The sequence below is a fragment of the Cupriavidus sp. CP313 genome (assembly GCF_054072015.1).
This window is the reverse complement of record NZ_JBSVZB010000046.1, coordinates 15656-36047: the sequence shown is the minus strand read 5'-3', so window position 1 is coordinate 36047 and position 20392 is coordinate 15656. Positions and strand designations below refer to the sequence as shown.

The window sequence follows — 20392 nt, the reverse complement described above, 5'->3', positions numbered from 1 at the left end:
AGTATTCGGCGGCCAACAGCAGAACTGCCGCGCGACCATACCGGCACCCTGCGGATCGGCCTGCCGCATCCGTACCCCTCTGCTCGCGCACGGGCGTACAAGCTCCCTGTGGGCCCCCCTCCCCGAATTTTCATCATAGTTGGAGGTAGGCTTCACGGAGGATGTGATGAGCCACGCACTGCAGATGATTACCGCATTCGCTGCGATGCTGTTCGCCGGGGCGGCCTTGTATGTCAACGTGGTTGAGCATCCCGCGCGAATGGTGCTTGAGACGAAGTCTGCGGCACAGCAGTGGGCGCCCAGCTATAAGCGCGCCACGCTCATGCAGGCTCCGTTGGCGCTGGTCAGCTTGCTGAGTGGAGTGACGGCATGGCTTTTGGGTGCCAGTATCTGGTGGCTAGTCGCCGCGTTACTGATCGGAGCTGTCGTGCCGTATACGTTCCTCGTCGTAATGCCCACCAACCATAAGATTCTTGAGCCGGATCGCGATCTATCTTCGGTGGAGACCCGCGAACTCTTGCAGAAAGGGGCCAGACTGCCTGGAATACGCACGGCATTTAGTCTTGTCGCCTCCGGCATCGATGTGTGGCAATTGGGTGGAGCCTCACCTTCGTAGCCATGGACTCGCTTGAACTGAAAATCCCGCCACCAGTCGTTGCGTTGCTGACTGGCTTGCTCATGTGGCTGGCATCCCGGTTGAATGCCCCAGTTGATGTTCCGTTCGGACTTCGCGTAGGTGTCGGAGTGGCCATTGCTTGCGCTGGCGCGGTTCTCGGGGTCTCGGCCATGGTTTCATTCCTGCGGGCGAAGACCACAATGAACCCGATCAAGGCCGATGCTGCGTCGTCGCTGGTCGCTGACGGGGTGTTTCGCTTCACGCGCAATCCCATGTACCTGAGCCTGCTGCTGTACCTGTCCGCGTGGGCGGTGTACTTGTCAAACTGGCTGGCTCTGCCATTTCTGCCTATGTTCGTGCTCTACATCAACCGGTTCCAGATCGCGCCCGAGGAGCGCGTGCTTTCGTCGCTTTTCGGTGCACAGTACGTTGCATACAAGGGGAGAGTTCGTCGGTGGCTGTGACGCATACCCCCTTCATCGAGCTTGCAATGTCCATATTCCCTGTGAACAGGATAAAGGATTCGACTGATGGATATTGGAATCATCGTTCGTCATTCCTGGTTCGGCACGGCGATGGGTGCCTTGGCCGCGATCCTGGTCGGCTTGCTCGCGCATCGTCTGGGAGGACTGCTGCTGTTGCGCATGACACGGCATGCGCCACTGCTGCGTGCGATCGTCGTCAAGGCGCGCGCGCCGGCCAGGGCTGTACTGCCCCTTTTGCTGCTGCAGTCGACCTGGCAGGCGGCGCCTGACGACCTGCCCTGGATCGACAGCCTGCGACACCTCAACGATCTATTGATGATCGCGTCGATCACCTGGCTGGTGGTGCGGATCATTGCAGGCTTCGCCGAGGGCATTCTGGACCAGCACCCCGTCGATGTCTCGGACAATATGGGCCCGCGGCGCATCCATACCCAGACACACGTCAGCTCGCGTATCGCGATGACGATCGTCATCGTCATGGGCGCGCGATGCGGTTGATGACCTTCCCGGACGCACGACAGGTTGGCGCGAGTCTGCTGGCGTCGGCCGGGGTGTCGGCATCGTCGCCGGCTTTGCCGCCAAGCCCGTGTTCAGCAGTATGATCGGGGGGTTGCAGTTGGCGCTGACCCAGCCAATCCGGCTTGACGATGTGCTGATCATCGAGGGTGAACGGGGACGCGTGGAAGAGATCACCAGCACCTACGTCGTGCTACAGATACGGGATGAACGGCGGCTTATCGTCCCCCTGAAGTACTTCATCGAGAAGCCGTTCCAGAACTGGACCCGAAATAGTGCGCAGATCATGGGATCGGTCTTCTTCCATGTGGACTACGGCATGCCGCTGGCGCCGCTGCGCGCCGAACTCGAGCGCATTGTGCAGGCGTGTCCCGAATGGGACCGCAGGTTTTTCAACCTCGTGGTCAGTGATACCACGGAAAGAACCATGCAACTGCGCGTGCTATGCACGGCGGCGTCCTCTGGCCTCGCGTGGGACTTGCGCTGCGCGATCCGTGAAGGACTGATCGCCTTCATGCAACGCGAGTACCCGCAATTTCTGCCGCGGCTGCCTGTTGAAGGCGAGGCGGCCAGTTCCGCGACATCGGCTGCCGGGAAGACCAGTGGCGAAGCTTCGGCCTGAAGTCCCGGCATGACACGGCCTCAGGTTCACCACCACTCTTTCAGATGGATTCGCTTTGGCAATTGGATGCTGCTTTCGCCGAACGCTCTAGCTAGAAGACGAGATCAGAAACAACTCCATTCTGCGGAGGGGTTATGAGGAGTTGGCGAGGGATCGATTCGGGTACAGTTTTCTCCGATCGCCAACTCCACGCGATATCGTCAAACTGCTTGACCTCGAGGTAGTGAAACGCCGCATTCAGTGGCGTCGGGCAAGCCTTCTCTTCGACGGCAAGTCCGAAGATGGTACCGCGCAGAATGCGGTGGCCAGCAACTTCGAATAGGCCGGACGGCAACACGTCGGCTGCGCCCGTGGTGAAATACGCCATGAGGAGTTTAGGCCGCGTCGACGCCCGATAGGCTTAGCTGGGGCGAGTCGGTTCTGCGGGGCAAGGCGCGACAGTGCACCGGCTCACCGGGAGCGCTTTACCGGCCTTCACTTCCGGCGTAGATGACCAAGGAGACAGGCCAGCCCGTGGTCGTCGACAGCCGCCCCGGCGCGTTCGGCGGCATCGCCGCGCAGCTGGTCGCGCGCTCGGCACCCGACGACTACACGCTGTTCATGACCACCAACACGACGCAGGCCGCCAACCCGCACCTCGTCAAGAACCTCCCTTACAACCCCATCGAGGATTTCGCGCCGATCGGCCAGCTCGTGCAGGGCTATATGCTGATGGTCGCGAACCCCAACGTAAAGGCCAAGACCGTACCTCAGTTCATCGCGCTCTCGAAGAAGGAACCAGGCAAGCTGACCTTCGGCTTGGGCTCGTCGTCGGCGCGCGTCGCCACCGAGCAGGTCCAGCACATGACGGGGACCAAGCTCACCTACGTCCCGTACAAGGCCGCCAACCCGCCCGCCGTGATCGACCTCGTGGCAGGCCAGACCCGATGACATGATCGTCGATACCTGACCACCAGCCTGCCCCAGGTCAAGGCTGGCAAGCGCTGCGCGCGCTGGGGGTCAGCAGCCCGCAGCGCTCTTCCCTGCTGCCCAACGTACCGATCGCCGAACAAGGCGTGTCCGGCTACGAATTTGGCTACTGGAACGCGCTCTACGCGCGCGCCGGTACGCCGGCGCCCATCATCAACCGGCTCAACGAACTGATGCGCAAAGCCATGGCGAGAGAGACGGTCCGCCACTATGTGGCCGAAAACGGAATGGAGGTGAAGGTGTCATCGCCGGACGAGCTCGCCAAGTTCCAGGCCGCGGAGCTGGAGCGCTGGGGCAAGATCATCAAGACGGCGGGCATCCAGCCGGAATAGGGGCGTCAGGGGATGGGAGAGGGCGGCACCGGCGGATTCGGCTATGGCATCGACCCGCCCCCGGCCCGACGTCCGCTCCGGCCAGCTTGCGTGACAATGAGTTCCTGAACGACGATTCGTCCATCATCTAGCGGATGCCGGGGGGCGCTCCATGCGCGCGCGGCGACTGTAGCCGTATCTATCCAGCCATTTCCGCCATCTCGCCGCCGAGCACGAGCACTTCCCCCGCCAGCGCCGAAGCCGGCGAGCACACCCCCCTTTCACACGACCGGCGGGAAGCCGGCCGCCGAGCCATCGCGCGCTTGTCGCGAGCCGCCCCTAGATGCCGTGAGCGCGAGCGCCGGGGAGATAGGCCTTAAGTCACTTGACCAAGGGCCGCGTCCACATCGCCATTGATTGTTGCCGCTGTTCGGCATAAGACATAAAGACTGGAGACGGATAGCGGTGCTGCAACGCAATCCCGCCTGGTGCTGGATCGCATCGTGCCGGTAACGGCCGAAGCCGACCGTGACATCGGTGGGGAAATCCAGCTTGGATCAATCCAAGGCATCGGAAGCGCGCCTCCCGCCCCGAGAACCGGAGATAAAACATGGAAGAAGATCTCGTTCAACGGATACGGTCCAATCCAAACTATCAGCGGCTGGTTTCGACCCGTTCCACCTATGGATGGGTGCTCGCTGGCATGATGATGGTCGTGTACTACGGCTACATCCTCCTGGTTGCATTCGGCAAGACCTTGCTTTCCGCCAGGATCGGCGACGGCGTGATGACCTGGGGTATCCCGATCGGACTCTTTGTCATCGTTTTTACCGTGGCAGTTACCGGCATATACGTCGGGCGCGCCAATCGCGAATTCGACGACCTGACGGCTCAAATCCGCAAGGAGGTGCTGTAATGTCGCCCCGGGACCGCATCCTATCCACAGTGGTGGCGCTGTTTGCCGTGGCCGGCGCGGCCTGGGGAGCCGGTGGCGACCTTGGTCAAATGCAAAAGCAGCCGACCAACTGGACGGCGATTTCCATGTTCGCTGTCTTTGTGGTGCTCACCCTGTTCATCACGAAATGGGCCGCCAGCAAGACAAAGTCCGCCGCGGATTTCTATACGGCCGGCGGCGGCATCACCGGCTTCCAGAACGGGCTGGCCATCGCGGGCGACTACATGTCCGCGGCCTCTTTTCTCGGAATATCGGCCGCGGTCTACTCGAACGGCTATGACGGCCTGATCTATTCGATCGGCTTCCTGGTTGGCTGGCCCGTTATTACCTTCCTGATGGCCGAGCGACTGCGTAACCTCGGTCGCTTCACCTTCGCCGACGTGGCTGCCTATCGCTTCAAGCAGACGCCTATCCGTGTCTTCGCGGCATCGGGCACGCTGGTGGTGGTGGCCTTCTACCTGATCGCCCAGATGGTCGGCGCCGGACAGCTGATCAAGTTGCTGTTCGGCCTGGAATACTGGCTCGCCGTGGTGATCGTCGGCACCCTGATGATGGTCTATGTCCTGTTTGGGGGCATGACGGCGACCACATGGGTCCAGATCATCAAGGCCGGCCTGCTGCTAGCCGGCGCAAGCTTCATGGCATTCATGGTGCTGGCGCAGTTTCATCTCAATCCCGAGGCGCTGTTTGCCAAGGCGGTCGACATTCATGCCAAGAAGGACGCCATCATGGGGCCCGGTACCTTCATCAAGGATCCGATCTCCGCGATTTCATTCGGCATGGCGCTGATGTTCGGCACAGCTGGCCTGCCGCACATCCTGATGCGATTCTTCACCGTGCCAAGCGCCAAGGAAGCACGCAAATCCGTGTTCTGGGCGACCACCTGGATCGCCTACTTCTACCTCCTGACATTCATTATTGGCTTTGGCGCCATCGTGCTGGTCAGCACCAACCCGGTGTACAAGGATGGGCTAGGCGGCTTGCTGGGCGGCAACAACATGGCGGCCATCCACCTTGCGAACGCCGTCGGCGGCAACGTGTTCCTCGGCTTCATCTCCGCCGTGGCCTTCGCCACGATTCTTGCCGTGGTCGCCGGGTTGACGCTGTCTGGCGCCACCGCTGTGTCGCACGATCTCTACGCGACCGTGTTCAAGAAGGGCCAAGCAACCAGCGACAAGGAACTGCGGGTTTCACGGCTGACGACAATCGCGCTCGGCATCGTGGCGGTAATTCTCGGGATCGCGTTCGAGAAGCAGAACATCGCCTTCATGGTGTCGCTGGCCTTTGCCGTTGCGGCATCGGCCACCTTCCCCGTGCTGTTCATGGCTGTGCTGTGGAAAGATTGCACCACACGCGGCGCAACCATCGGCGGCTTTCTCGGCCTGGTTACCGCGGTCGGCCTGACCATCGTTTCCAAGTCGGTCTGGGTGGATGTATTCGGCTACAAGGATGCGATCTTTCCGTACACATCCCCCGCCCTGTTTTCGATGACCGCCGGCTTCGTCGGCATCTGGCTGTTCTCAATGCTCGACAAGAGCGATCGTGCCCGCATCGACCGGGCAGGGTACGAGGCGCAGAGAGTCCGGTCGGAAACCGGCATCGGCGCGGCTGGCGCTTCCGGCCACTGAAGGGAGCTTCATGCTGCGTCGCACCCTTGTCGGACACCGTCTGATCGCGCTGTTTGCCCTGGGCTGGCTGCTGTTCAACTACCCGCTGCTAGCCCTGTTCAACGATACGCTTACCTGGTTCGGCATCCCGCTGTTGTACGGCTACCTGTTCGCCGCATGGGCGATACTGATCGGTCTGCTGGCATTCACCGTAGAACAGGGAGCGCCACGGAAAGGAAACCACCAGTCCGCTCCACCCACTTCTGTGCCGAGGGACTGACATGCTGCAGGGCTGGGTCGTTGCGCTGGCGTCGTTCGCGTACCTTGGCATGCTGTTTGCCATTGCGTATTACGGCGACAGGCGCTCGGATGCGGGCACCAGCATCATCAACAATCCCTACCTCTATGCGTTGTCGCTGGCCGTGTACGCCACCTCGTGGACATACTACGGCAGCGTCGGCCGCGCCGCCGTCAGCGGCATCGGCTTTCTGCCCATCTACCTTGGCCCCACGCTGATGGCGGCGCTTTGGTGGACCGTGCTGCGCAAGATCATCCGTATCAGCAAGAACAACCGCATCACGTCGATTGCCGATTTCCTCGCTTCGCGTTACGGCAAGAGCGCGCTGCTCGGCGGCCTTGTCACTTTGGTGTCAGTGGTGGGCATCGTGCCCTATATTGCGCTGCAACTAAAGGCCGTCTCGGCAAGCGTGGCGGTACTGGTCCATTCCGCCAACATCGGCATCCGGCGCGGCATGGCAGGGCCGCTGTGGTCGGACACGACGCTATACCTCGCGCTGATGCTGGCGATGTTCACCATCCTGTTCGGCACCCGCCACATCGATGCGGCAGAGCGCCACGAGGGCATGGTCGCCGCGATTGCATTTGAATCGCTGGTAAAGCTGGCCGCCTTTGTCTCGGTAGGGGTCTTCGTCACCTTCGGCATGTACGACGGCTTCGGGGATCTTTTCGGGCGCGCCGGCGCGGTTCCCGCCTTGATGGCGCTCCTGACATTGGATGGCGACGCGGCAGGTAGTGGCACCGTGACGTTCGGCGCCTGGGCCGCGCTGATCTTCTTGTCCATGCTGTCGATACTGCTCCTGCCACGACAGTTCCAGATCGCCGTGGTCGAGAACGTGGACGAGAACCATCTCAAGAAAGCCATCTGGTTGCTGCCCTTGTACCTCCTGGCGATCAATCTCTTTGTACTGCCGATCGCCTTCGCAGGGGTCATGCGCTTTCCTGGCGGCGAGGTCGATCCGGATATGTTCGTGCTGGCGCTGCCGATGCAGGAAAGCTCCCCGGCGCTGACGCTGCTCGTGTTCATCGGCGGGCTGTCGGCCGCGACCGGGATGGTCATCGTCGAAACCATCGCGCTGAGCACCATGGTCTGCAATGACCTTGTGATGCCGTTGCTGCTGCGCCTGAAGCCCCTGCGGATCGGCCATCGCGCCGATATCAGCGCGCTGCTGCTCGCGATCAGGCGCGCGGCAATCGTGCTGTTGATGATGCTCGGGTACGCCTACTTCCGCCTTGCCGGCGAAGCGTACGCGCTGGTCTCCATCGGCTTGATCTCATTTGCGGCCGTTGCGCAGTTCGCGCCGGCCATGCTGGGCGCCATCTATTGGAAAAACGGCACGCGGCGCGGCGCGCTGGTCGGCCTGGGCGCAGGGTTCCTGCTCTGGGCGTACACGCTCCTGCTGCCATCGTTTGCGCAGTCCGGCTGGCTACCGGCCAGCTTTGTCGAATACGGGCCGTTCGGCATTGGGTGGCTAAAGCCGCGGCAACTGTTCGGCCTGGACGGGCTGGACCCGGTCTCGCATGCGCTGTTCTGGAGCATGCTGGCGAACGTCGGCGGCTACGTCGGCGTGTCGCTCACGAGTCCGCAAAGCGCGGCGGAACGGGTGCAGGCCATCCTGTTCGTCGATGCCTACGCGCACAGCGGCGGCGCACTGGGTTCCCACGTGTGGCGCGGCAGCGCTTCGGTCGAGGTCGTGCTCGCGTTGTTGCGGCGTTTCCTTGGCTCCGCTCGCGCCGACGAAGCGTACGCGCGGTACCGTGAGCAGGGCAGCGCGGGCGCCTCGTCCGCCGACGCCAACCTGGTGCATTTCGCGGAGATCCAGCTGGCCGGTGCAATCGGCGCCGCATCGGCGCGCGCGATGATCGCCTCGGCGGTCAATGAAGAGCCGCTCGGCCGGGATGAAGTGATGGCAATACTGGATGAGACCTCGCAAGCGGTCGCCTACAGCCGGCAGCTGGAGCAGAAATCGCGCGAACTGGAGACGGCATCGGCCGAACTCAAGGCAGCCAACGTGCGGCTTACGGAACTCGATCACATGAAGGACGACTTCATTTCGACCGTGACCCATGAGCTGCGCACGCCACTCACGTCGATCCGCGCGTTCACGGAAATCCTTCGCGATCACCCCGACCTAGCTGCCGCCAGGCGCAGCGAATACCTCGACATCGTGATCAAGGAAAGCGAGCGCCTCACGCGCCTCATCAACAACGTGCTCGACCTCGCCAAGATCGAATCCGGGAGCACCGAATGGCACGCCGTACCGCTAGACTTGAAGCAAGTGATCCAGGATGCGGTGAGCGCCACCCGGCAGATGTTCCTGGATCAACGCATTGAGCTTGAGTTGCAGCTGCCGCCGCAGGTCCCGCGCATATTGGCGGACCCCGACCGTCTGATGCAGGTGATGCTCAACCTGCTGTCGAATGCGGCGAAGTTCTGCGATCGGGCGGACGGCCGCGTTGCGGTGAGCCTGGAGGCGGTGGGCGGCGATCTGCGTGTCGCCGTGCGAGACAACGGCCGCGGCGTGCGTCCGCAGGATCGGGAGCTGATCTTCGACAAGTTCCGCCAGGGCGGCGACAGGCTGGCGGGAAAGCCCCAGGGCACCGGGCTCGGATTGCCGATCAGCCGGGAGATCATCCGCCATTTCGGCGGTACGCTGTGGCTGGAGTCGACGCCAGGCAACGGCGCGGTGTTCGTATTCACGCTGCCGCTGCCGAACGCATCGGAGATCACGTCATGACCCACAAAGTCCTCATCGTCGACGACGAACCGAACATCGTCATCTCCCTGGAATTCCTGATGCAGCAAAGCGGTTATGAAGTCGGCATTGCCCGCGATGGGGAAGAAGCCTTGGCGCAGATGACCGCGTTCCAGCCCGATCTCGTCCTGCTCGACATCATGCTGCCGCTGCGCAACGGCTTCGAGGTCTGCCAGAAGATCCGCGAAAACAGCGTCTGGGATCGGGTCAAGGTGGTCATGCTAACTGCGAAGGGGCGGGACCTCGAGGTGAGCAAGGGCCTCGCGCTGGGCGCCGATGCCTATATCACCAAGCCGTTTTCCACCAAGGAACTGGTTGAGCAGGTGCGCGCATTGCTCGCGAGCTGACAGAGAGGCCTCGAATGATCCGAAAGTGGCTTTCCGGACACCGCTTTGGCGTGACATTGGCGCTGCTCTTCCTGGTGCAGCTGTTTCTCGTCGGCGCGATCCTGCTATCGCTCGCGGTCGACCTGCCGGAAGCCCAGCGCGCGTGGCTAGGCGCACTGCTGCTGCAGCGCGGCGCCCTCTGGATTGCCCTCGCCTCGCTGCTGCTATTCGCGTTGGGCTTCGGCCTGAAAGCGTTGTTCGACGCTTATCCGACGCCGCTCGCGCGCCTGGCCGAAGACGCCGTGCTGCTCGCGGCCAACCCTGGCCATCGCATCGCGCCACAGGGCGCGCGCGAGGTGCGCATCCTCATCGACAAGGTCAACCTGCTGGCAGCCTCCCATCAGGCGCTGCACGGCGACGTGCAGGAGAAGATCGAATTGGCCAACCGCGCGCTGGCCGAAGAGAAGAACCGCCTCGCCGCGCTCATGGCGGAGCTCGCGCTGAGCGTGCTGGTCTGCAATATCGAGGGACGAATATTGCTCTACAACGACAGCGCCAGGCAGTTGCTCGAAGCTGGCCTGGGCAACGCGCCCGCGGCGGGTAGCGCGGCAATTGGCCTTGGCCGCTCCGTGTTCGGCGTGATCGAGCGGGGTCTCATCCTGCATGCGCTGGAACAGATCCAGCACCAGCTTCGCGAGCCCGGGGACGGCGTGGCGCGGCCGGTCTCCGGATTCGTCGCCACGCTCTCGCAGGGCCAGATCGTGCGCGCACACATGGTACCCGTGTTCGACAGCGCGCATGCCCTCAACGGCTTCGTGCTGACGTTGGAAGACATCACCCGCAACGTCGAGGCCGACAGCCGCCGCGATGCGTTACTGCAGTCGCTCACGCAAGATGCGCGCGCCACGCTGGCGAATATCCGTACGGCGGTGGAAACCATCCAGACGTTCCCCGAGATGAGCGGTGCGAAGCGGACCCAGCTTACCGGCATCATCGATGACGAATCGAAGCGCCTGGTGTGCCAGATCGGCCGCGCCGTGGACCAGCGCGGCGCCGATATGGACGGCCATCAGGAACTTGAGGAAATGCGCGGCGCCGATCTGCTCGCGCTGCTGCTGCGGCGCATCGGCAGCCCGACGCTTAGCGTCGCCACCAGCGATACGGTCGACGCCACGCTGTGGCTCAAGGTGGACAGCTACGCGCTGACCCAGGCGCTGGCTTATCTTGCGCAGCGGCTCGCCACCGAGGCCGGCGTCACCGAGTTGTGCTTCGGGCTATATCGTGCCGGCCGGCTGGCCCATCTCGATCTCACCTGGCGCGGCGCGCCACTCACCGCTGACACGCTGCGCGTGTGGGAGAATGCACCATTGCAAATCAGCGCGACCGGCACAGCGCTCTCACTGAGCGCCCTGATCGCGCGTCAAGGCGGCGAGGCGGTGTGTTCTCACGGGCCATCTCCTGATGTGGCGCGCTACCGCCTGATGCTGCTGCTCTCCGAGCCTCGATCGGCGCTGGACATCCCGCCGGCACAGGAAGGCCGCCCGGAGTTCTACGATTTCGACCTGTTCCACCAGCCGGGACAGAACACCGAAATCGACCAATGCCGGCTCTCGCAACTCAACTACACGGTGTTCGATACCGAGACCACTGGACTGGAGCCTGCCGCAGGCGATGAAATCATCTCGATCGGGGCCTTGCGGATCGTCAATGGCCGGCTGCTGCAGCGGGAAAGCTTCGACCAGCTTATCCGGCCGCGAGGCGCGCTGAGCGCCGAGTCGATTGCGATTCACGGCATCACGCACGCCATGCTCAACGGCCAGCCATCGATCGAAACCGTGCTGCCGCAGTTTCACCGTTTCGCCGCGGACACCGTGCTCGTTGCGCACAACGCCGCGTTCGATATGAAGTTCCTGCAAATGGTGGAGGAACGAACTGGCACGGCCTTCACGCAACCGGTCCTCGATACGCTGCTGCTATCGCAGGTGATCCACCCCAACCAGGCTGAGCACACGCTGGAGGCGATCGCCAGCCGCCTCGGTGTGGCGATCATTGGCCGCCATACCGCGCTGGGCGACGCAATCGTCACCGGCGAGATCTTTCTCAAAATGACCCCCCTGCTCGCGGAGAAAGGCATCTTCACCCTCAAGGATGCACGCGACGCCGCGCAACAGACCCTCTACGCGCGGATCCGCTACTGAGGCGCGGACAGTCGATGCATGACCCGCCCTCGATCCCTCCCGATGTCGCTTCCGACCCGGCCGCCGTCGAAGGGGGCGCATTCATGCGAGACATCGAGCGTGCCCGTCGCAGCATCGTCGTCGCGGCGGACTTGGGTGGCTTGCAGCGGGCAGCCGCGGAGATCCGGGCGCTCTGGCATCGCGTGGCCGGGCTCGCGCCTGCGGAACCGCTCACGCGGTTCATCTCGACGCTGAACGATGCGTTGACGCGGCGCGTGATCGATCTGGCCAGTGCCGGACTGCGGATGCAGGACGTACGCTGGTGCTGGATCGCCCTCGGCAGCGAAGGCCGCCAGGAACAGACGCTGTCGAGCGACCAGGACAATGGGATTATCCTGGCTGGCAGCGACGGCGCCGAAGCACTGCGCGAGCGGATGCTGCCGCTGGCGCTACACATCAACGAAGCGCTCGATGCTTGCGGGTTTCCGCTATGCACCGGGCAGATCATGGCGAGCAATCCGCAGTGGTGTCTCGACCTGCATGAATGGCGAGAGCGCTTCGCGAGCTGGATCATCGAAGGCGATCCGCAGGCGCTGCTTAATGCGACCATCTTCTTCGACCTGAGGCCGCTTTACGGCGCCCACGACCTTGCACAGGCGCTAACGGACTGGCTCGCGGAGATGGCGCCGGACAACCCGCGCTTTCTGTTCCAGATGACCGAGAATGCATTGCGGCGCAAAGCACCGCTCGGCGTGCTGCGCACCTTCGCTGTGGCGAAGAGCGGAAAGTTCACCGGCACGATCGATCTGAAACTGGACGCCGCGACGCTGTTCGTCGACGCGGCCCGCATCTATGGCCTGGCTTGCGGCGCCCGCACCAGCAATACGGCCGATCGCCTCAGGCGGGCCGGTGAGGCGCGGCGCCTGGAGCCGCATGAGGTACAAGCGTGGATAGGCGCCTTTGATTGCATCCAGATGTTGCGCCTGAGGACACAGCAGCGCTGCTCCGAGCGCGGAGCGGCCATGCACAACCACGTGGATCCGAACGAACTGGAAGCGGGCGAGCGGCGCGCCTTGCTCGACGCCTTGCGCCAGGCCCGCGCCTTGCAGAAGCACCTGGCGCTGGACTACCTGGGGTTCCGCCAGGGCATTTAAACACGGGCTGCTATAAATAGAGGACTTGGATCAAACGGCAGGGGCAGGTTGTCAACGGGTTGCTTTCATTCAGCCGAAGGGACACACGAGCGAGTGGCATGTGATAGGCCTATGCTCAATATGCGCGCAGGAGGTGCGGTATGCAATCCATTGAATCGGTTCACCACGAACACCGCCTCTTCCCGCCGCCAGCCGATCTGGCGGCGCATGCGGCAATTGCCGGCATGGACGCGTACAGGGCGCTCGTCGCCGAGGCCGAACGCGACTACAACGGCTTTTGGGGGCGTCTTGCGCGCGAGACGCTGACATGGAAGGCGCCATTCTCCAAAGTACTCGACGAGTCGAACCCGCCCTTTTACACGTGGTTCGAGGATGGCGAGCTGAACGCCTCGTACAACTGTCTCGATCGCCATGTTGAAGGCGGCAACGGCAACCGCATCGCGATCATCTTCGAGGCCGACGATGGCACCGTGGCCACTGTCACCTACCAGGAACTGCTGCAACGCGTGTGCCGCTTCGCGAACGCGCTCAGCAAGCGCGGAGTGAAGAAGGGCGACCGCGTCGTGATCTACCTGCCGATGTCGGTGGAGGGCGTGGTCGCCATGCAGGCGTGCGCGCGGATCGGCGCGACGCATTCGATCGTGTTCGGCGGCTTCTCGGCGAAATCGCTGAACGAGCGGCTTGTGGATGTGGGTGCCGTCGCGCTTGTCACCGCGGATGAACAGATGCGCGGCGGCAAGGCACTGCCGCTGAAGAACATCGCCGACGAAGCACTCGCGCAGGGCGGCTGCGAAGCCGTGACGAGCGTGATCGTGTACCAGCGCACGGGCGGCAAGATTCAGTGGAACGCGGGTCGCGACCTGTGGATGCACGAACTTACGCAAGCCGAAGCAGACACCTGCGAGCCGGAATGGGTCGGGGCAGAACATCCGCTCTTTGTCCTGTACACCTCCGGTTCGACCGGCAGGCCCAAAGGGGTTCAGCACAGCACCGGCGGCTTTTTGCTTTGGGCTGCGCAGACCATGAAGTGGACCTTCGACTGGAAGCCGGCGGATGTGTTTTGGTGTACCGCCGACATCGGCTGGATCACCGGTCACAGCTACATCACCTATGGCCCGCTTGCAGTCGGTGCCACCCAGGTGATGTTCGAGGGGGTGCCGACCTACCCGAACGCAGGTCGCTTCTGGGACATGATCGCGAAGCATAAGGTCACGGTCTTCTACACCGCGCCAACGGCGATCCGTTCACTCATCAAGGCTGCGGCTGTCGACACGAAGGTGCATCCGGCCAACTACGACCTGTCGTCGCTGCGCATCCTGGGCACCGTCGGCGAGCCGATCAATCCGGAAGGGTGGATGTGGTACTACGCGAACATCGGAGGCTCTCGCTGCCCGATTGTCGATACTTGGTGGCAGACCGAGACGGGCGGCCACATGATCTCGCCGCTGCCGGGCGCGACCCCGCTCGTGCCGGGCTCGTGCACGCTGCCGCTGCCGGGCATCATGGCGGCGGTCGTCGACGAAACCGGGCAGGACGTGCCCCCCGGCCAGGGCGGAATCCTGGTCATCAAGCGTCCATGGCCCGCGATGCTGCGCACCATCTGGGGCGATCCGGAGCGCTATAAGGCAAGCTACTTCCCGGAAGAGCTTGGCGGCAATCTGTATCTTGCCGGCGATGGCGCCATGTGTGACCCTGCAATAGGCTATTTCACGATCACGGGCCGTATCGACGACGTGCTCAATGTGTCTGGCCACCGGCTCGGCACCATGGAGATCGAATCGGCGCTGGTCGCGAATATGCTGGTTGCCGAGGCTGCCGTGGTCGGCCGGCCGGACGATCTCACTGGAGAATCCGTGATCGCATTCGTGGTGTTGAAGGGGGTGCGGCCGGAGGGCGAGGCAGCGGAGAAGATCGCAAGCGAGCTGCGCGCATGGGTGGGCAAGGAGATCGGTCCGATCGCGAAGCCAAAGGACATTCGGTTCGGCGACAACCTGCCGAAGACGCGTTCAGGCAAGATCATGCGCCGCCTGCTGCGCTCGCTGGCGAAGGGCGAGGAGATTACGCAAGACGTCTCGACGCTCGAGAATCCCGCGATTCTCGATCAGCTCCGCTGAACCGGGACGGCGCCCTGCGCCGTGTGTGAGTGGCGACGTTGCATACCGAGCCGGGCGAGGGCGTGCGCGAGGCGAGTGCCATGCCCTGACGCAGGCTCCTTGACCACTGACGCCCAGACGAACGACTCCGCAGCACCCCGCGCGAGCCGCCAGCCGCGCAAGCGGGCCGGCCCCCTCCATGTCCGAATCACGGATGCGGATGAATCGGATCGACCCAATAGACTTCTTCCGGCGGCTCGGCGGGCTCGATATCCAGGTTAATGACAATGGGATCTTGACCGCTGCGGACAATCACGCAACTGGGGGTGATCGTACCTTTCGTGCGAAATGTGGCGGTGATCAACCGGGGAGCCGCCTGCAGCAAGGCTCTGCCCTTCTCGCCTTTTCGTACGACTAGCGATGTTGCAACTCCCTGATTCGCAACAGTTTTTGGGAACAGACCGCCAGATTTAACACGAAAGGTACGATCACCCCGACCACCTCTCATTGCCGCTACCCTCCGCAGTCCGTCTCACGCGTGGGAGAAGCGCGATGGATCACTGGCGGTTGGCCTACCTCGGGATGCGACAGATCCCACGGGAACTCAGCGAGTTCGAGCTTGCCACGTTCTTCACCTACTCCCCCAAGGAAAGCGCACTGATTGATGCTCGGCGCAGCCCCTTGTATCGCTTGGCCGTTGCCGTACTTAGCCCACCCAAGATCAGTGGCCCTCTTGCGGTGGCCGCGCTCCGCCTACAGACTTCCAAAAGCGAGACAACGCAAAGCCGAAGAGAAGACCGGCAACAACGCCGAAAAGTACAGCCTGAGATGATCTAAATTTATTCCTCACCCAGGCCGGGTGGTTTCCCCAATCGATAATATTACCATCGTTTATGAGATTCCCTGTTAGCGTTCCATTTATTACTTTATTATCGCTTGGATAGTAACGACCGGAACTGATATTTGCTGGGCGGTGCTCATCCGATAATTCGAGCTCGCCGCCATCAAGGACTTTAATTTTCGCTGAATAAGTGGGAGCGCATTCTCCGACACAGATCCATTCCCCTGCAAGACCTTCTTCTGCCGTTGGAAATATCAGGTGGTAAGCCGGGCGAAAATATGGAACAGCAGAAAATATCAACCCGATCACCGTGGATAGTGTTCCGATGGTCACATCAAATTTCGACGCCATATTGTGCTCCGTCCGATAACCGCTGTGAGTCCAACCCGTCCATGCGCGCCGCCGACACTTGCCGATGTACCAGAGCCTAGGCCCGGCTTGCTAACCGTCGCAATTTGCGAGTCCCGGCCAGCCCCGCTGTCCGACAGGAAGGTGACCGACTGACTGGATTGCACACCTTCTCGTAGCAGGAAGTTCCACATACGATCGGCCGGTCGGCGCTCCAGCTTGTGCACGTAGGCAAAACTATGCCCGCCATCCTGATCCCGCAGGGACTTCCCGACGATCACTTCAAACCAGCCATCCTGGCGGCGCCGGTGGCCGGCCCGCCGAAGGTAGCCGCCGTCAATGCCGACCGCGCGGATCGGACTGGGCTCCGGGATCTCGGACGAACCGACGCTCGCGGCCACCTCCGCCTGCTGCCGGGCGTCGGTGGCCTGTTCCGCTTCCAGCCGGCGACCGAGCGAAGTGACCTGACGTCGGATCGAACTGGCTGCCAGGACGTGATCGAGCGGCAAAATCTCCTGCAGCACGTTGACGGTCAAGCCATAGGACATCAACGCCCACGGTGGAGAACTGCAAGACGTCCTCATGAGCTGCGCCGTACTGCCTGCCACGAATGCTGAACTGGTGCAGATGTTCGCCCGCCCAGCCCATGATTACCTGGATGACATCGTGCAATTGTGCGAGCGTCAAATACTCGGGAACGAGGACGCGTCGCCAAACCGGCGGGCTCAGGCCTCGCAGAGCAATTCGAAGTTGAAGGATGGAGGTCGCCGCCCCAGGATCGGAAGCCATGCGCGCATTGTAAGTGCCTTATTCTCCTCTCTGCGGTGGTCCGGTCGTTCTGTAAGGAACCGGAATTCGTCAGACTGCGTTTCCCGGAAAATCAATGACTTATCAGCTAATTCCGTCGACGTTCGCCCTTCCAAAGAACCGGGATTAGCGAGACTGCGCTGACGAGAAGCGCGAATTAGCTGGACTGCACCGCAGGCGCCCTTTCGCGCACATTACTTCGCTTTCCTTATCGGATCGCAAACGCGGCAAGCATCGCTGTGTTGTCTGGCCAGAGATAAAGTCAAATCTGGTGTACGGGGGTGATCGTGGCCGGTTTTCAGGCGGCGAGTTTCTGCTGATCCGGCGGATTGTCTTGCGCCGGGGCACCGTCCTTGAAGGGGATGCCCTTCAAGAGCAGTTCGATGTGTTCGACACCGTTGATGCGGCGCCAGGTTTTTTCGGCTTCCTCGATCAGCTTGAAGGCCAGCCCAAGGAAGGTCGCTCGGGACACGCAATTGCGCGTGCGCGTCGTGCGGTGACGCATGGTCGCGAAGGTTGATTTAATCGCATTGGTGGTGCGCTCGGCAAGGAAGTCGTAGAACGTCAGCAGGCTGTCTCGATCCTTGGTGAGCACGCCGGTGGCCTTGGGGTACTTGGCGCCATAGAACACCACAAAGCGATCTGATCCGCGTCGCCATCTGCCCCCGATCGCAACGCGGATTCTGGCGTGCCTCTTCGTGTGCCGGAATCAAGCTCCGCCGGACAAGGCCTCGATCAGCGCAATAGCCGGCGGCGTCAGCGATGCCGTGCTGCGTACCGCGATCTTTAGTTCCCGCTCTGCCCAGGCATTGCTTAGGCGCACCGTGACAAACTTCATGTTCTTCTCGTGCAGCACGGCGACCGTATGGGGAATGATTCCGACCCCGATGCCCGATTCAACAAGCCTGCAAAGCGACTCGTAGTTGGTCGTCTGGATGCGCAGCTTCATCGGGATGCCTTCGCTCGACGCCATCCGCTTGAGAAACGCCTGCAAGGCAGCATGTTCGCTCATCCCGACATAGTCAAATTGAAGGGTTTCGGCAAATTCCACAGCGCTGAGGGTAGCCATGGGGTGGTCGCGCGGGGCGACCAGTACCAACCGTTCCGTCCGGTACGCCCGGTAGATGAGGCCTTCATCCGGAACCTCGGACGTCAGAATGCCCACGTCCGCCAGGCCCTGCTTTAACGCGCGGGTGATCTCGGCCGACGGGCGCTCGTGCAGGTCAATGTTCATGCCCGGATGCGTAAGCAGGAATGTCTCGATGACCGCCGGAATGGACTCGCCCAAGGACAGCGTGTTGGCAAACAGGCGGATGCACCCGGCGAATTCCCCCTCGCGCTCCCGAAACTCGCTGTCGAGATGATCCAACTGCTGTAGCACTGCTCGGGCATGCCGCACGAAATTGTGACCGGCCGAGGTCGGTACAAGACCTTGCGTTGTCCGGTAGAACAACTGCGTCCGTAGCGATTCCTGCACCTTTTTTAACCGCGCACTCGCAGCCGGGGGCGACATACACGAGCGCTCCGATCCCCGCGTCAGACTTGCCGTATCAAAGATATTCACGATCAACCGCAGATCTGTGAGGTCGTAGTCAAAGGCCATTCTGCCCTCTTAATGCCTGATGAACGAGCCGCCAACAAAAAGCGAATAGCCGGCAGGCCCGAAATAAGTCAATTTTACGTCCAAGTTCGGTGCTGATTGGCTGGATGCGCAGCGCGCCGCACCAACCAAACCGCCAATTTCGGCGCGGGCCATCGTCGACTCAAGTCACATTGTTGCATCCTTCAGAAGCAATTGAAGATCCCGACGGGTGCAAAAGGCGAATCGTGCTTGTCATGGCCGCGTAGAGATGAAGTCACTTACCAACGACCAGGAGAACACCATGAATGACTCCCACGCCTTGACCAGACCGCCTATCGCTGCTGCAGAACAGAGCGCCAACGCACTGGCCTCGGCACTGGCAGATCAGGGGCTGCTTCCCGAAGGATTTATCGACGACTACCTCCGGAACGCGGACGAAGCCTGGAAGCACGAGAATGGGGCCAGAGTGGTTGCCAGAGCCTGGCGGGATGACGCCTTCAGAGAGAGGCTTGCGACCGACGCAACCGCTGCAGTTGCGGAGCTCGGTTATGTCGGTCCACCCCAGCAGAAGCGAATCGTCGCGCTATTCAATACCCCCACGTTGCAGAACGCAGTCGTGTGCACCCAGTGCTCATGCACATCCTGGGCTGTGCTGGGGTTCCCCCCTGACTGGTACAAAGACGTGGAGTATAGGGCACGCGCTGTCCGCGAATCGCGGAAGGTTCTTTCGGAATTGGGCCTGGACTTGCCCGAAAGTGTTCAGATCAAGATGTGGGACACCACCGCCGACACCCGCTACTTCGTGGTACCGGTCCGTCCGGACGGCACTGACGGATGGACCGAAGAAGAGTTGGCGGCAATCGTCACGCAGGACTGCATGATAGGCGTGGCCAATCCGGTTGTGCCACAGGGCGGCCGCGCGGCGCTGAAGCAACGGTGAACAAGCACTTTCTATTAATGATCATTGCAAGGTGATATATGGACGGAATTCACGATCTCGGCGGCATGCACGGATTCGGCCCGGTTTCCCGGGACACCGCCCCGCATGGGGCCTGGGAAGACATTCCCAAGGCACTCCTCTATCTCGGCGCCGCCAAGCTCCGGAAATTCAATGTCGATCAGTATCGGCATGCGGTCGAGCGGATTCCGCCTCAGCTCTATCTGACCAGTAACTACTTCGAGCGCGCCTTGACTGGCATCGCGACACTCTATGTCGAAGCCGGACTGGTGAGCCACGAGGAGCTGGAGAAATGGGCGGGCGGACACTTGCCGCTTGCCAGGCCGATCGGCCCCGGGCGGGCCAATCCGCCGCCTCCTGTTCACATCTTTCAAGCGGGAGATTGCGTGAAAGTTCGCGAGCTCTATGTATCGGGCCATGTCCGCATGCCTGCTTATGTGCGCGGCAAGGCCGGTGTGGTGATAGAACGCGACATCGATGTTCATTTTCCCGATGCCGCAGGCCACGGAGCGCCCGCGGATTGCGTTCCGACGTATCACGTCGAGTTCGTAGCAAGTGAACTGTGGCCCGATGCCGAACCCGGCAACCGAATCATCATGAGTCTGTGCCACGACTACCTCGAACAGCGGGACTGGAGCTGACCCGGTTCCTTGGACAGACCAAGAGCGTAAGTAACACAAGTGCCGGATCGACGATGGCCGATCCGGCCACCTAGATCGCCCTGCCCAATTCGCTTCTCGGCGTGCCGCAAGCCTGGATGCTGTGAATTGACCACAAAACCGAAGGTTCGCCATCGGGAGCGACGTGGCGCCGTGCGCAAGACATGCGGTGTCAGCGGAGCCGACGCCTATGCGCAAACCAGTGAGGTCATAGTCAATGGCCTTCCTGACCACTTAATCCTCGGTGAACTGGCCGGCAAAAAAATGCGAATAGGCAGTCGGATTGAAATAAGCCAATCTTAAGTTTGTGTTC

At 62.0% G+C, this 20392-nt stretch carries 18 protein-coding genes and 5 pseudogenes; 15 read left to right on the top strand and 8 right to left on the bottom strand.

Annotation, left to right across the window (positions count from 1 at the left end):
* Positions 1-166: 166 nt before the first annotated feature.
* From ACW4E8_RS37245 to ACW4E8_RS37235, 3 genes and pseudogenes are all read left to right on the top strand, one after another.
* Positions 167-616, top strand: coding sequence for a DUF1772 domain-containing protein (locus ACW4E8_RS37245; RefSeq protein WP_456809055.1), 450 nt, complete (start codon positions 167-169; stop codon positions 614-616).
* A gap of 2 nt (positions 617-618) precedes the next feature.
* A complete protein-coding gene (locus ACW4E8_RS37240) occupies positions 619-1080 on the top strand; it encodes a methyltransferase family protein (RefSeq protein ID WP_456809054.1) in 462 nt (153 codons plus the stop codon).
* A 66-nt stretch (positions 1081-1146) separates the two neighbouring features.
* Positions 1147-2239, top strand: a pseudogene (locus tag ACW4E8_RS37235) (mechanosensitive ion channel family protein).
* A 91-nt stretch (positions 2240-2330) separates the two neighbouring features.
* Here the strand turns inward: ACW4E8_RS37235 and ACW4E8_RS37230 are convergent.
* The gene (locus ACW4E8_RS37230) at positions 2331-2606 is read right to left on the bottom strand and encodes a hypothetical protein (protein WP_435385376.1); all 276 of its coding nucleotides are present in this window, start codon (positions 2604-2606) and stop codon (positions 2331-2333) included.
* Positions 2607-2728: 122 nt separating this feature from the next.
* On the opposite strand from ACW4E8_RS37230, the gene ACW4E8_RS37225 reads away from it, so the two are divergent.
* The 10 genes from ACW4E8_RS37225 to acs all read left to right on the top strand — a co-directional run bounded on the left by ACW4E8_RS37225 (position 2729) and on the right by acs (position 14905).
* The gene (locus ACW4E8_RS37225) at positions 2729-3169 is read left to right on the top strand and encodes a Bug family tripartite tricarboxylate transporter substrate binding protein (RefSeq protein WP_456809053.1); all 441 of its coding nucleotides are present in this window, start codon (positions 2729-2731) and stop codon (positions 3167-3169) included.
* A gap of 11 nt (positions 3170-3180) precedes the next feature.
* Positions 3181-3540, top strand: coding sequence for a Bug family tripartite tricarboxylate transporter substrate binding protein (locus ACW4E8_RS37220; protein ID WP_456809068.1), 360 nt, complete (start codon positions 3181-3183; stop codon positions 3538-3540).
* Between the two features lie 589 nt (positions 3541-4129).
* On the top strand, positions 4130-4435 hold the full coding sequence (locus tag ACW4E8_RS37215) for a DUF485 domain-containing protein (protein WP_114132017.1): 306 nt from the start codon (positions 4130-4132) through the stop codon (positions 4433-4435).
* Positions 4435-6102: a cation acetate symporter gene (locus tag ACW4E8_RS37210; protein WP_114132016.1), complete on the top strand. Its 1668-nt coding sequence runs from the start codon at positions 4435-4437 to the stop codon at positions 6100-6102. The genes ACW4E8_RS37215 and ACW4E8_RS37210 overlap by 1 nt, the downstream gene beginning before the upstream one ends.
* 10 nt (positions 6103-6112) lie before the next feature.
* Positions 6113-6361, top strand: coding sequence for a hypothetical protein (locus ACW4E8_RS37205; RefSeq protein WP_114132015.1), 249 nt, complete (start codon positions 6113-6115; stop codon positions 6359-6361).
* Between the two features lie 142 nt (positions 6362-6503).
* Positions 6504-9116, top strand: a complete 2613-nt coding sequence (locus tag ACW4E8_RS37200) for an ATP-binding protein (RefSeq protein ID WP_456809052.1) — start codon at positions 6504-6506, stop codon at positions 9114-9116.
* Positions 9113-9481 (top strand): response regulator, encoded by a 369-nt coding sequence (locus ACW4E8_RS37195; protein ID WP_436225687.1) that lies wholly within the window; start codon positions 9113-9115, stop codon positions 9479-9481. The genes ACW4E8_RS37200 and ACW4E8_RS37195 overlap by 4 nt, the downstream gene beginning before the upstream one ends.
* Positions 9482-9531: 50 nt before the next feature.
* On the top strand, positions 9532-11658 hold the full coding sequence (locus ACW4E8_RS37190) for an exonuclease domain-containing protein (protein WP_456809067.1): 2127 nt from the start codon (positions 9532-9534) through the stop codon (positions 11656-11658).
* Between the two features lie 14 nt (positions 11659-11672).
* The gene (locus ACW4E8_RS37185) at positions 11673-12791 is read left to right on the top strand and encodes a DUF294 nucleotidyltransferase-like domain-containing protein (RefSeq protein WP_456809051.1); all 1119 of its coding nucleotides are present in this window, start codon (positions 11673-11675) and stop codon (positions 12789-12791) included.
* 140 nt (positions 12792-12931) lie between these two features.
* Complete coding sequence (acs, locus tag ACW4E8_RS37180; RefSeq protein ID WP_456809050.1) at positions 12932-14905, top strand: acetate--CoA ligase; 1974 nt, start codon at positions 12932-12934, stop codon at positions 14903-14905.
* A 187-nt stretch (positions 14906-15092) separates the two neighbouring features.
* On the opposite strand, the pseudogene ACW4E8_RS37175 reads toward acs, so the two are convergent.
* The 7 genes and pseudogenes from ACW4E8_RS37175 to ACW4E8_RS37145 all read right to left on the bottom strand — a co-directional run.
* A pseudogene (locus ACW4E8_RS37175) lies at positions 15093-15218 on the bottom strand (cupin domain-containing protein); the annotation flags it as partial.
* A gap of 387 nt (positions 15219-15605) precedes the next feature.
* Entirely contained in the window at positions 15606-16076 is a 471-nt protein-coding gene (locus ACW4E8_RS37170) for a hypothetical protein (RefSeq protein WP_456809071.1), read from the bottom strand.
* Positions 16077-16198: 122 nt separating this feature from the next.
* A pseudogene (locus ACW4E8_RS37165) lies at positions 16199-16627 on the bottom strand (ISKra4-like element ISBte1 family transposase); the annotation flags it as partial.
* An 82-nt stretch (positions 16628-16709) separates the two neighbouring features.
* Positions 16710-16862 (bottom strand): annotated as a pseudogene (locus ACW4E8_RS37160) (IS1096 element passenger TnpR family protein); the annotation flags it as partial.
* Positions 16863-17178: 316 nt separating this feature from the next.
* Positions 17179-17523 (bottom strand): annotated as a pseudogene (locus ACW4E8_RS37155) (IS256 family transposase); the annotation flags it as partial.
* Positions 17524-17589: 66 nt separating this feature from the next.
* On the bottom strand, positions 17590-18483 hold the full coding sequence (locus tag ACW4E8_RS37150) for a LysR substrate-binding domain-containing protein (RefSeq protein ID WP_456809049.1): 894 nt from the start codon (positions 18481-18483) through the stop codon (positions 17590-17592).
* 9 nt (positions 18484-18492) lie between these two features.
* The gene (locus ACW4E8_RS37145) at positions 18493-18636 is read right to left on the bottom strand and encodes a hypothetical protein (protein WP_456809048.1); all 144 of its coding nucleotides are present in this window, start codon (positions 18634-18636) and stop codon (positions 18493-18495) included.
* Between the two features lie 127 nt (positions 18637-18763).
* Between ACW4E8_RS37145 and ACW4E8_RS37140 the strand changes: the two genes are divergently transcribed.
* Together ACW4E8_RS37140 and ACW4E8_RS37135 are read left to right on the top strand one after the other, a co-directional pair.
* Complete coding sequence (locus tag ACW4E8_RS37140) at positions 18764-19402, top strand: nitrile hydratase subunit alpha (protein WP_456809047.1); 639 nt, start codon at positions 18764-18766, stop codon at positions 19400-19402.
* A gap of 38 nt (positions 19403-19440) precedes the next feature.
* Positions 19441-20061, top strand: a complete 621-nt coding sequence (locus ACW4E8_RS37135) for an SH3-like domain-containing protein (protein ID WP_456809046.1) — start codon at positions 19441-19443, stop codon at positions 20059-20061.
* Positions 20062-20392 lie beyond the last annotated feature (331 nt).